Origin of the sequence: Pedobacter panaciterrae (assembly GCF_013204795.1) — a bacterium.
Lineage (GTDB): Bacteria > Bacteroidota > Bacteroidia > Sphingobacteriales > Sphingobacteriaceae > Pedobacter > Pedobacter panaciterrae.
In genome coordinates this window covers 1,754,833-1,767,568 of the sequence record NZ_JABMKW010000020.1, presented here as the reverse complement: position 1 = coordinate 1,767,568, position 12,736 = coordinate 1,754,833, and the positions used below count along the sequence as shown (strand labels likewise).

Below are 12,736 nucleotides of genomic sequence, written 5' to 3'. Positions count from 1 at the left end.
GAATCCCCCAGGTTACATTAAAAAATGTGGTCTGGGGGATGTTTTTATGCGAAAATTGAAATTTAACACTGAAAAATTTGATTGCATAAAATTAATATGTAACTATGTATGTACAAATAGCATAAATCATTGCTTGTAACGAATCCTAAAACGTCTAATAAATAGCATATATGAGAATAAGAATACTAATAATAACTTGTTTAAGTGCTTTTGCCCTGAGTAAAAGTACGAATGGACAAAGTGTTTTATCCGCCAGTGTGTCTAAAAAAGTTGAATCTATTAAACCTTCCGCTGATTCCGTAAAGGAAATGGCAGAGACATTAATAAAGAAAGGTTTTACAGCCGGAGATGGTTATGGTGAGGTATGGATAAGAGATCTTAATACCTTTTTGACTGTTGCCTGTAAAGTGAATGATAAAGATCTTATAAAAAAACATTTGATTACTTTCTTTCAATTTCAGCAACCAGACGGGGGAATTTTAGACGGCTATATTCCGATAAAAAAAGGCGGTGTTTCATATGATTTTTATCATTCAGCACTTGCACCAGGTTATGCCGGGCATAAAAATACGGTAGAAACAGATCAGGAGACTTCTCTTGTACAAGCCATTGCTAAGTATATAAGAGGTACTGGCGATAAAACCATTTTGAAGGATACCGTTGCTGGGGCATCTGTACAAAAACACCTGGAACAAGCTATGGAGTTTTTGCTTACCAAGCGCTTCGAAAAGAAATACGGATTGGTATGGGGTGCAACAACTGTAGACTGGGGAGATGTTCAGCCAGAACATAGCTGGGGTGTTGTATTAGATTCTAACTCGCACAGAACCATAGATATTTATGATAATGCAATGTTCATAATTGCCATTAATGATTTTCTTGACATGGCAGATTTATCTTCAAAATCACAAAGATATTGGAAAGACATCAAAGGAAGCTTAGCTGCAAATGTTCGTAAACACCTTTGGGATAAAACTCAACAGAAATTTGTACCACATATATATTTAAATGGTTCGCCATTTCCCGCATCATTTAATGAATCGGAGATTTATTATCACGGAGGAACTGCAATTGCAATAGAGGCTGGTCTTTTAAGTAAAGAAGAAGTGAAAGCTGCTTACAATAAAATGCAGGAAAATGTGAAGAAAGCCAATGCCGCAACAATAGGTTTAACTATATATCCGGTATATCCAAAAGGGTTTTTTAAAAATACTGGCATGGGGCCTTATTCGTATCAGAATGGTGGAGACTGGACTTGGTTTGGTGGTAGAATGGTGTCTCAACTTATCCGTTACGATCTTCTTGAGGAAGCTTGTGAAGCCATGGCGCCAATGTTAGATCGTGTGATAAAAAACAAAGGCTTTTATGAGTGGTACACACCAGACAACAAACCTCAGGGCTCATCTAGTTTTAGAGGAGAAGCGGGGGTTTTGTGGAGTGCAATTACGGAACTTGAACAGAAGACTAAAAAATAATTTTGACAGCAAATGATGAGTAATTACCGCGACAATTTAAAGGTATTATTGTTAGCGATGCTTTTGAGCTTCGCGGTAGTACCATTGTGTGCCCAGAAGAAAGTGATCTGGGAGATAGGATCTTCGGATAATAAGGATGAAGATATGGCGCTTGCTCCTTCTGGGTATAAGCATTTTTTAGATCATGATTTTGGATGGGAAGACCGGTTTTTTCTTATTGGGTTTTCAAAACCTGAAAAGGATTGGCCATATGTTTTGCCTGGCCCAAAAGATGGTTGGGGAGGCACGGGCAGTACCTCTGGTTTAAGAACTCATACTGCAAACATATTGTTTGGACTAACCAGTTTTCCAGTGCAGGGAGAATGGAATTTTGTTATTGATTTACTGGGCTATCAAGGTGATTCTCCTCCGCTGCTTAAAGTGATCATCAACGGTAAAGCTTTTGTAAAACAGTTGCCAAAGTACAAATCAGGTCGGGTTGTTGAAGGTGATCTGAATGACGCAAAGGAATATAAAATAGAAATTCCGGTTCAATCTGGAATGCTCCGTAAAGGAGGAAACGAGATGGTACTTACTTCACTGGATGGTTCCTGGATGGTATTCGATCAGGTGAGATTGGAAGGCCCTCAGAGTGCAGTGTTGGTTAATAATAAAGCTATCTTTTTAAGGAATGTAAAAGCTGCTGAGTACGAGTTAACCAAGAATGGTAAACAGATTCAGCCATTGCTTGTAGATGCACAGCACCTTTCAGGAAACCCCGAACTTACTGTTAAACTAGACGGGAAACTTCTGTTTAAAGAAAAACTTGATAGTTCCAGATATCAGTTTGAGGTTCCGATGCCTGCTGTAATTACTCCAAAGCAAAGCAGGTACGAGATTTTTAGCAATGGAGTATTGTTGGAAAAGGGGACAGTTAAGCGATCAAAACAACAACAATTTACTTCTGCTGATTATGTAAATACCAGGATGGGTACGGCCCATTCGCGATGGATGATTGCTCCAGGTCCATGGATGCCGTTTAGTATGGTTAAATTGAGTCCTGATAATCAAAATGCCGGATGGACAGCAGGTTATGATCCGTCTTTTGAAAGTGTTGGGGTTTTTAGCCACATTCATGAATGGACTATGGCTGGCCTGGGGATGTTGCCTGTTAATGGTCCGCTAAAAATTAAAGTTGGAGATGAGCGTAAGGCTGGAGATGGTTATCGATCTCAAATTGATAAATCAACAGAGGAAGCGCCTTTAGGTTATTACAAAGTGATGCTTACCGACTATAACATTAAGGCCGAGCTAACGGCTACAACCAGATGCGGCTTTCAACGGTATACCTATCCTAAGGCCGGGAATTCGAGGGTAATGATCGACCTCCAGATCCCTGCAGAATATTCTTATCAATTAAAGGATGTTTCATTAAGAAAAGTAAGCGATTATAGGATAGAAGGTTTTACAAGGCAATTTACACCTAATGCATGGTCTGGTGATGTTAATCAGGATTATAAGATTCACTTTGTAATTGAGTTTGATCAGCCAATTAAAAAATTCGGTACCTGGTTAAACGACGATCTGAGTGAAAAGGATATTCTAAATGCAGGTACGGTTAAAGATGCAGGGGCGTATGTAGAATTTGATACGAGAAAGAACCAGGTAGTGCAAACACGTACAGGAATATCGCTTGTAAGCATTGAGAATGCCTCTCAAAATTTATTGAAAGAAGTTACAGAGCCTTATGGTTGGAGTTTCGACAAAGTTCGCAATGGACAGCGTGATGCGTGGAATAAGCTGATGGGGCGTTTGGCAATTACTACTAACGACAGGCGTGAAAAAGTAAGGTTTTATAGCAACATGTATCGCGCATTGGCTAGTCGTAATACCTGGAGCGATCTGGATGGCAAGTGGGTTGATGCTACACAAAAGATTCAGCAACTTAAGGATCCAAATGCTTTAGCTTTAGGCTGCGATGCTTTTTGGAATACATTTTGGAACCTCAATCAGTTTTGGAATCTTGTTACTCCGGAGTGGTCATCCAGGTGGGTTAAATCACAATTGGCGATGTATGATGCCAATGGCTGGCTTGCAAAAGGTCCGGCAGGAATGAACTATGTGCCTGTAATGGTTGCTGAGCATGAAATTCCTTTGATAGTTGGCGCATATCAGATGGGTATTCGAGATTTTGATACCCAAAAAGCTTTTGAAGCCGTGTATAAAATGCAAACTACACCTGCCCAAAAAGTAGGATTGGGATTTGCAGGAAACAGAGACCTTTTACCTTATTTAAAACATAAATATGTGCCATACGATAAGGGAAGGTTCTCTAATACGCTCGAATATGCTTATGATGACTGGACTGTATCACAGTTTGCAAAAGCATTGGGTAAAAAGGAAGCTGCAGAAGAGTTTACGCTTCGGGCAAACTATTGGAAAAATGCAATAGATAAGGAAACAGGTTATGCCCGTTTACGTAAGTCAGACGGCTCGTGGTTTCCTGATTTTGACCCTTTTAAGTCAGGAGCCAATGAACAGTATGTAGAGGGGAATGCCTGGCAGCTAACCTATTTTGTGCCACAGGATGTGCCCGGACTGGCTAAGGAAATTGGAGAAGATAAGTTTGTAGAACGCCTGGAGTGGGGTTTTAAGGAAAGCTATAAATTACGCTTTAATGCCCCCGGCGATCAATACTGGGATTATCCGGTAATCCAGGGTAATCAGCAGTCTATGCATTTTGCCTTCCTGTTTAATTGGGTTAAGAAACCCTGGCTTACACAATACTGGAGTCGCTCAATTATAAATCGTTATTACGGGTTTGATGTATCTAATGCATATCTTGGTGATGAAGATCAGGGTCAGATGAGTGCCTGGTTTATTATGGTATCTATGGGACTTTTCCAGACTGATGGTGGCTGCAGCACTGATCCTATATATGAAATTGGAAGTCCGCTTTTTTCTAAAGTAACCATCGGGTTGGGTGAGCAATACGGCAGAGGCAAAACCTTTAGTATAGAGGCGCCAAATGTATCCAGATCCAATAAATATGTACAAAGTGCAACACTTAATGGCAAAGTATTAAACTCATTTAAGTTTCCAGCATCAGAACTGCTTAAGGGTGGTAAGTTAGTACTAAAGATGGGGGCAAGCCCCAATAAGAATTGGGGCCTATAATTTTAGCTTCTTCTGCTCTCTACGGTATAAATAAAGCTATCCGCCTTGTAGTATCCCAGGTTGTATTCTATAGGACGATCTGCCTGATCAAAGACAAAGCGTTTACGGAATAAGATAGGACTCCCAGGTTCTGTTTCGAGCTTTGAGGCAATGAACTTGTCAGCTGCTTTTGCACTGATCTCTTCCTTTGATAATTCCGAAATGATGTTGTAATCGGCTTGCAATATATCATAAAGAGGTCTTTTGAAATCCTCTTCACCTGTTAACCCTGTGCGGGGGTGAAAATAGGAAACAAAATATACAAAAGGGCCTTCAGGTTTGCCTCTTAAACGTTCAAGTTTTAATATTTTTTGATCGGTTTTGATGTTGAAGAAATTGGCAATTACTTCTTCAGGATAAATCCAGCTTACATGTAATTCAAAGTTCTTGATCGGAATGCCCCTGGCTTTCATTTCCTGAGAGAAACTTAGCCAGTTTGCAGACTTAGAACTGATCATGGCATCTGCTACTTTTGTTCCAACTCCTTTTTTACGGATTAACAATCCTTCATATACCAGTTTGTTTAAGGCCTGACGAAGTGTGGTACGGGAAATAGCCAGTTGATTGGCAAGGTCAATTTCATTGGGCAATAATTTGCCGTTTTGAAATTGAGGGTCTGCTATCATTTTACGCAACAACTCTTCTGCTTGTATATGCAGAGGAATGGGACTTTTATGGTTGAGTGCTAATTTCATATTTATATACGGCTTTAAGGTTGCCCTTTATATCTGTTTTTCTCTATTGCAATATTATGAAAATATATTTGCAATGGATTATTAAATCACTATGTTTGTACATATTTGGTTCTTACGTTGGATGTGATTTACCACTATTCGGCTTTTATGGTGATATTAAGCTATTTTTGTTGGTTTTTTATGTTTATACATATGTTTGGTTGTTAATAAATAAAGGGTAGTTGAAATTATGATAGAAGCTTCTGAGGCTACAGAAAATGAAAAAATTCAAACTGGCAAAAGTATGAGTGAGTATAAATGGAGAAATAGCACGCAACCATTGTTGCAGCAACACGTATATGAGAGTTCCACAGAAGACAATAGTTACAACTCAATGCCCTATCACAAATTAGGGAAAGGTAAAATATATAGCGGCTTTGGTAGTTTAGTAGCCTGGATCATTGAACAGAAAAACGTGCTCATCGATGGATATGGAGGAGTATTTTTTAGCGATATTCAAGAAGAGGTTCAGAAGAAACTTGAAGAGAACGGTTTTTCTGTAAAATGGCATTTTACAGCAGATTATTTTAAAAGTGAATCCGAAGTAGAGAAAATGGTTAAGCCATTTTTAGGTGGCGCCGAAGATGTGTGGGGATTTAAAACCAACCTTAATCTTAAAGATTTCTTTAAAATTGATGAATTTTTAGCACTCGAAAAAGATGATCAGGCAGACATCAATATTGTAATTGGTATTGGTGCAGGTTTACTCAATTGGGATGCACCGGTGGTGTATTTTGATATCCCTAAGAACGAAATACAATACCGCATGCGAGCTGGGTCAATTGGGAATCTTGGGAATAATTTTAAAGACAAAGCCTTTAAAATGTATAAACGCTTCTACTTTGTAGATTGGGTAGTACTAAACCAACATAAGGCCGAATTGCTTGAAAAGATTGCTATAGTTGCAGATGGGCAAAGAGTAGGTAGGCCAAACTGGTTGTTCAAAAAAGATCTGGTTGATGGATTACATAAACTTAGCCACTCTGTTTTGCGTGCACGTCCCTGGTTTGAAAGTGGCTCGTGGGGAGGGCAATGGATGAAGAAACACCTGCAGGGCTTAAATATCAAAGAGGTCAATTATGCATGGTCATTTGAGTTAATCACGCCAGAGAATGGTATTGTGTTGGAGAGTGACGGAAACTTGCTGGAAATACCTTTTGATCTTTTAATGACGATTGAGTATAAAGCCATACTGGGTGAACATGCCAAACAGTTTGGTAGCTATTTCCCTATTCGTTTTGATTTTCTGGATACTTTTAAAGGAGGTAATCTGTCCATTCAGTGTCACCCATCAAAATCATATATCAGAGAAAAATTTGGAGAGACCATTACTCAGGATGAAACCTACTACATCCTGGATTGCGAGCCAGGTGCAAAGGTTTACCTGGGTTTTCAGGAGAATATAGATCCTCAGGAATTCAGAAAAGCATTGGAACTTAGCCAACTTAAAAAACAAGAGATTTTAGTAGAGAGATATGTACGTAGCTTTCCTTCGCGCAAGCATGAACTATATTTAATTCCTAATGGTACTGTTCATAGCTCCGGGATAAATAACATGGTGCTCGAGATTAGCGCTACTCCATATATTTTTACGTTTAAAATGTACGACTGGCTATCTCTTGATCTTAATGGCGAACCCAGACCGATTAATATAGAGCATGCCTTTAATAACCTTAGGTTTGAAAGAAAAGGTGAAAAGGTACCGAAAGAGCTAATTGCTAAGCAAGTCTTATTTGATAGAGGTGATGATTGGGAAATACTACACTTACCAACGCATAAGGATCATTTTTATGATGTACATCGTATTGAATTTGATACTGAACTGATTATTGATACTGAGGACAGATGTCATGTGTTGATGCTTGTTGATGGCACTTCCATTTCAGTTGAGATTGAAGAGAATGAGACCAATAAATTTCATTATGCCGAGACCTTTATTATTCCAGCGGCAACGCAGAAATATAAGCTGATAAATCATGGAACAGGAAGAGCAAAAGTGATTAAAGCTTTCCTTAAACATGATATTGAATTGTAAAGAATAACCTAACCTAATACCTAACCATTTATAAACCGAGCAAGTATGAATAATAATTATAAAACTTATTTGGGCTTAATTACCCTTGTTGCATCTTTAGGAGGCTTGCTTTTTGGCTTTGATATGGCGGTAATATCTGGAGTATTGCCCTTTGTAGAGAAACAATTTAATTTAACTCCATTACAGGAAGGGTGGTTTGTTTCTTCGGCTCTTGTGGGCTGTATTGTGGGGGTGGCATTTTCAGGAGATTTGAGTGATAGACTTGGACGTAAAAAACTACTCTTCATTTCTGCAATTTTATTCCTTTTCTCTGCCATTGGCTGTTCTTTGGTAACATCTCTTGATTGGTTAATTGCATCAAGATTATTGGGTGGTATAGGTGTTGGTATTGCGTCAATTGTAGTACCCTTGTATCTTTCAGAAATATCTCCGGCAGCTATTAGAGGGAGACTGGTTACTTTTTACCAGCTGGCAATTACTGTAGGGATTTTGATGGCCTATATAACCAATTCGGTGCTGTTAAATTATTCTGAACATCATACAGCGACCTCTGGGTTAATTGACCTTGTTTACATTAAAGAAATATGGCGTGGCATGTTTAGTATAGGTGGGGTGCTTGCCACACTGTTTCTGGTAGGATTGTTTTTTGTACCCGAAAGTCCACGGTGGTTAATAAAAAAAGGCAGAAACCTGGAAGGGTTAGCCATTTTAAAAAGCATAAATAACGGTAAAGAGGAAGCTGTTGAGGCAGCCCTAAGCGGAGAAAAAAATGATGATAACGGCTCGTATAAAGAACTGTTATCACCTAAATTAAGGAAAGCCATGCTGCTTGGTATTTTGCTGCCCTTGTTTTCTCAATTAAGCGGTATAAATGCCATCATTTATTATGGGCCATCCATACTAAATGATGCAGGTATTGCTCTAAGTAATTCCTTTTTAGGACAGATCATATTTGGGGTGGCCAATCTGGTATTTACTTTTATTGCGATATGGAAAGTTGACGATTGGGGCAGGAGGCCACTTTATTTAATTGGTACAATTGGGGCAACAATAAGTTTATTTGTTACAGGTTTTCTGTTTTATCTGGGTCTTACCTCAAGTATATTCTTAATTATTAGTGTTACGCTTTTTTTGGCTTGTTTTGCGTTCTCTATAGGCCCTTTAAAGTTTGTAGTAGCATCTGAGATATTTCCAACAAATATTAGAGGCAAAGCCTTGGGCGTAAGTATAATGGTGATGTGGGTGGCCGATACCATAATGGGACAGGTTACACCAATATTATTAAAACAGGCCGGAACACCCGCAACCTTCTGGGTATTTGCCTTTTTCTGTTTAGTCGCCTTTTTTGTTGTTTACAGGTTATTGCCCGAAACCAAGGGTAAATCATTGGAAGAAATAGAATCATTTTGGGATGAGAAGAAATAGTAATATCATAATAGCCGCTTTTTTAGCAGTTGCAGTACTATCTTCCTGCAAGGTAAAGAAGGAAGGTGTATTAAAGTATGTAGATTCTGGTATTGGTACTGCCCATAGTCGCTGGTTCTTTTTTACACCAGCTGCTTTACCTTATGGGATGGCAAAACTTGCACCATCAACCAATGGTCACTATGGCAATAAATCGGGATGGGAAGCGGTGGGGTATGATACCAGGCATAGCTCTATAGAAGGATTTGTCCATTTTCATGAATGGCAAATTGGGGGCGTGTCTTTTATGCCTGCAAATGGTCCTTTAAAAGTGAAGCCCGGTGATTTGGAAGGTAGTGAGGATGGTTATCGCTCTCATTTTGATCATAAAAATGAAGTAGCCGAGCCTGGTTACTACAAAGTTGTGTTAGATGATTACAATATTACAGCTGAACTTACAGCAACGGAACATGTTGGGTTTCATCGCTATACTTTTCCTAAAAATGATCAATCGAGGGTTATTTTGGATATCGGGAATAAGCAGGGCGAAAGTGATGAGGTGAAAGATGCAGCTGTACGCATGATTGATGATACTCATTTTGAAGGTTTTGTAACCACATACCCAAAATACATTAAAACTTATGATCCAAAAGGCCAGATTACCATGTATTTCTGGGGAGAAACAAGTCAGAAGCCAATAAAGACAGGTTCTTTTAATGCCGAAGGTATTTCTCAGAACAGCACATCTGCAAAAGGTAAGGGGGCAGGTTTGTTTTTGGAATATAAAACGACCGAAGGAGCTGTTGTGGAGATGAAAGTAGGTTTGTCGTATACCTCAACAGAAAATGCTAAAAGAAACTTCGAGGCAGAGGCAACAAGCCTTTCATTTGACCAGGCTAAGGCAAGAGCTCAAAAAGTGTGGGAGCAGGAACTGGGTAAAATTTATGTTGAAGGAACTGATAAAAACAATAAAGTAAAGTTTTATACCGGCCTGTTTCACGGTTTATTGGGCCGGGGAACTGCAAGTGATGTGAGCGGAACATTCCCTCAATACGGCGGAACAATAGGGCAGTTACCCCTTGATGAAAAAGGGAAACCCAAGTATAATTTCTACAACACGGATGCCATTTGGGGCGCCTTTTGGAACCTTACCCAGCTGTGGGCACTTTCTTATCCGGATAGATATAAAGATTTTGTACAAACTCATTTAGAAGTTTATAAACACAGAGGTTGGTTTGGCGATGGACTTGCAAATGGGCAGTTTGCATCTGGTGTAGGAACAAATTTTATAGGGCTTACCATTGCCGGTGCATATAATTCAGGAATCAGAGATTACGATGTAGATTTGGCTTATAAAGCTGTAAAAGCAAATGAACTGGAATGGGTAAACAGAAATGAAGGTTCAGGAAAAATGGACACCAAGCAATTTATTGAGCGCGGTTTTGTACCTTATGCCGAAGGGGAAACAGATTCATTAGGATCAAATTTTTCTGCATCACACACATTGGAATATAGTTTTAGTGCTTTTGCTGCAGCGCAAATGGCCAAAGCTTTAGGTAAAAAAGACGATTATCAGAACCTGATTAAAAGATCTGATGGCTGGAAATTGCTTTTTAATCCTGAAAATAAATTGATACATCCTAAAAGGGCAGATGGTTCCTTTATAGATAAGTTCGATCCTTACCAGCCATGGAGGGGTTTTCAGGAAGGTAATGCCATTCAATATACTTTTTATATACCTCATAATCCTGCTGGCTTAATCGCTCAAATGGGTAAAACTGAATTTAACAATCGTTTAGATAGTGTTTTTACGGTTGCACAAAAAAACAGTTTTGGAGGTGGTAAAGAGATTGATGCCTTTTCCGGGGTGAAATCAATTTATAATCATGGTAATCAGCCTAATTTACATGTCAGCTGGTTATTTAATTTCTCTGGTAAGCCCTGGCTTACTCAAAAATGGACAAGAGCGATCTGTGATGAGTTTTATGGTACAGAAACCATTCATGGCTATGGCTATGGGCAAGATGAGGACCAGGGGCAGTTAGGGTCATGGTATGTAATGGCAGCGTTAGGTTTGTTTGATGTGAAAGGACTTACCGATCTCCGACCTATAATTGAATTGGGCAGTCCTCTTTTTGAAAAGGCAACAATTATACTGGGTAATAAAAAACAGTTGATTATAGAAGCGAAAAATACTTCAGTAGAGAATGTTTATGTGCAGTCGGCCACGTTCAACGGTAAACCATTAAACAATTGCTGGTTATACAGAGATGAATTGATGAAGGGTGGGAAAATGGTATTAATAATGGGAACGAAGCCTAATCAGCAGTGGGGGGTAGATGTTCCGCCTCCTTCGGCTCAGTAATTTCAAATCTTTAACCATCCAGTGATGCTCATTCTAGGTTGATGTGTGAGCAAAACCTCGTGCATAAGCTCATCGCTTTTAAAAAATACGCTCTTTCTGTTTTCAGGAGATATGTTTTGCAAATGATCATCGTGGTGGATACACAATTCACCCCCATCGGCTAGTATCCAGTTTGTGTTTAAATAGATGATCATTGAATACTTTCTGCTATCGTTATTTTGGAACTGATCAAGATGCTTTTTATAAAAACTACCTTTTTCATATAAGGTATAATGAAACTCGTATCCGGTAATTCCGGTATAACAGGTTTCATTTAAATACTTTACAAACCTGTCCATTAAGATAAAAAAGGCATTTTCACAAGGAGTATCGTGGTCGCGGTCTAGCCAATATATACGGTCGCCACGCACTTCAGAATTATGTCTTATTACCTTGTCGTTTCCTGTTCCGGCCGAAAGGAGCATTTTGTTACTGTAAAGAGAAATCAGGTTTTCCTTTAAATCGGCAGCAAGGCCCTCACTTAAAAAGTGATCGGCAATGCCCACCTGTTGGTCTATAAAAGAATCGATCAGGCAATCAAATGTGTTTTTCAAAAGTAGCGGGTTTATACGGGAATAAAACCGCAGGCTGGTGAAGGTAGTCTTTTTAATTGTTAAAAAGCACTATTGCAATTTCAGTAACCCTAAAACTTAGTTTCATTGAGTACTGGATTCTTACTCGCATTAACCTGATACGTAGTTATTTTGCCGGCTTCATCAACCTCAACAATTCTATAGCCTTTATATTGTGTACCCCAGTTACCACCATAATGTGCATCAAAAAAATGAGGTAATTTATTGGTGTAAAATACCGCATCCAAACTATGGTCATGTCCATGAAAAACTGCTTTAACATTATTGTAGCTATGCAGTAGGGTAATGGTTTCAGGGCAATCAACAAATGGACTTTCTGGTACCCAGAAATGCGGAGGTATGTGTAAAACCACCAGGACGGTCTTTAAGTTTTTAAACTTTTCGAGCTCTCGTTTTATAAAATTATTGTCGGGACATATGTATTTACCTTTAGTATCTGAGGTGTTTGCCAGGATAAAACCAACATCATTTTTTTTAAAGGAATAATTATCCTCATAACCGAAAACAGATTTCCAAAGTGCTGCATCAGCAAGGTCGTGATTGCCGGGGATAGCATAAAATGGAACTTGGAGTTTGCTAAAATAGGTTTCCTTTACTTCAGTAAGTAACTCGGGACGGTCATGAACAAGATCTCCATTAAAGATTACAAAATCAAGTGCATTAATATTATGGGCTTCATTAATCCATTGAACGATATTTTCGTGGTCTTCTTTGTAGTTTGTTCCGGCCTGCCCATAATGGCCGTCTGATGCGATTGCAAAGCGAAGTTTTGCTTTTGCACCCATAGGCAGATTAGTATGGGTTTTTGGCGTTAAGGCCGAAACACTTTTTGAAAGACCTGCTAACAGTATACTTGCAAGGCCACCTTTAAGGAAAATTCTTCTGTTTGACATGGT

Annotated in this window: 8 protein-coding genes; 5 read left to right on the top strand and 3 right to left on the bottom strand. The window is 39.0% G+C overall.

The annotated features are described in order from the left end of the window. The first annotated feature begins 170 nt into the window (after nucleotides 1–170). Nucleotides 171–1,475, top strand: coding sequence for a glucosidase family protein (locus HQN86_RS26520; protein ID WP_216854524.1), 1,305 nt, complete (start codon nucleotides 171–173; stop codon nucleotides 1,473–1,475). A gap of 12 nt (nucleotides 1,476–1,487) precedes the next feature. After that, entirely contained in the window at nucleotides 1,488–4,631 is a 3,144-nt protein-coding gene (locus HQN86_RS26515) for a GH92 family glycosyl hydrolase (RefSeq protein ID WP_246269745.1), read from the top strand. Nucleotides 4,632–4,633: 2 nt separating this feature from the next. Here HQN86_RS26515 and HQN86_RS26510 read toward each other — a convergent pair whose 3' ends face one another. Continuing rightward, on the bottom strand, nucleotides 4,634–5,365 hold the full coding sequence (locus tag HQN86_RS26510) for a GntR family transcriptional regulator (protein WP_172663838.1): 732 nt from the start codon (nucleotides 5,363–5,365) through the stop codon (nucleotides 4,634–4,636). Between the two features lie 229 nt (nucleotides 5,366–5,594). On the opposite strand from HQN86_RS26510, the gene HQN86_RS26505 reads away from it, so the two are divergent. The 3 genes from HQN86_RS26505 to HQN86_RS26495 are packed head-to-tail and all read left to right on the top strand — an operon-like array spanning nucleotide 5,595 to nucleotide 11,208. Beyond that, nucleotides 5,595–7,439, top strand: coding sequence for a class I mannose-6-phosphate isomerase (locus tag HQN86_RS26505; RefSeq protein ID WP_172663837.1), 1,845 nt, complete (start codon nucleotides 5,595–5,597; stop codon nucleotides 7,437–7,439). A gap of 45 nt (nucleotides 7,440–7,484) precedes the next feature. Next, nucleotides 7,485–8,864, top strand: coding sequence for a sugar porter family MFS transporter (locus tag HQN86_RS26500; protein WP_172663836.1), 1,380 nt, complete (start codon nucleotides 7,485–7,487; stop codon nucleotides 8,862–8,864). Then, nucleotides 8,851–11,208 (top strand): GH92 family glycosyl hydrolase, encoded by a 2,358-nt coding sequence (locus HQN86_RS26495; protein ID WP_172663835.1) that lies wholly within the window; start codon nucleotides 8,851–8,853, stop codon nucleotides 11,206–11,208. The genes HQN86_RS26500 and HQN86_RS26495 overlap by 14 nt, the downstream gene beginning before the upstream one ends. Nucleotides 11,209–11,210: 2 nt before the next feature. Here the strand turns inward: HQN86_RS26495 and HQN86_RS26490 are convergent, their stop codons facing one another. Further along, a complete protein-coding gene (locus tag HQN86_RS26490) occupies nucleotides 11,211–11,801 on the bottom strand; it encodes a 2OG-Fe(II) oxygenase (protein ID WP_172663834.1) in 591 nt (196 codons plus the stop codon). A gap of 89 nt (nucleotides 11,802–11,890) precedes the next feature. Further along, nucleotides 11,891–12,733, bottom strand: a complete 843-nt coding sequence (locus tag HQN86_RS26485; RefSeq protein ID WP_172663833.1) for a metallophosphoesterase family protein — start codon at nucleotides 12,731–12,733, stop codon at nucleotides 11,891–11,893. Between the last annotated feature and the right edge of the window lie 3 nt (nucleotides 12,734–12,736).

Bases quoted from the DNA above. Each gene is read 5' to 3' on its own strand.
- HQN86_RS26520 (WP_216854524.1), top strand. From the start codon at position 171: ATGAGAATAAGAATACTAATAATAACTTGTTTAAGTGCTTTTGCCCTG.
- HQN86_RS26515 (WP_246269745.1), top strand. From the start codon at position 1,488: ATGATGAGTAATTACCGCGACAATTTAAAGGTATTATTGTTAGCGATG.
- HQN86_RS26510 (WP_172663838.1), bottom strand. From the start codon at position 5,365: ATGAAATTAGCACTCAACCATAAAAGTCCCATTCCTCTGCATATACAA.
- HQN86_RS26505 (WP_172663837.1), top strand. From the start codon at position 5,595: ATGATAGAAGCTTCTGAGGCTACAGAAAATGAAAAAATTCAAACTGGC.
- HQN86_RS26500 (WP_172663836.1), top strand. From the start codon at position 7,485: ATGAATAATAATTATAAAACTTATTTGGGCTTAATTACCCTTGTTGCA.
- HQN86_RS26495 (WP_172663835.1), top strand. From the start codon at position 8,851: ATGAGAAGAAATAGTAATATCATAATAGCCGCTTTTTTAGCAGTTGCA.
- HQN86_RS26485 (WP_172663833.1), bottom strand. From the start codon at position 12,733: ATGTCAAACAGAAGAATTTTCCTTAAAGGTGGCCTTGCAAGTATACTG.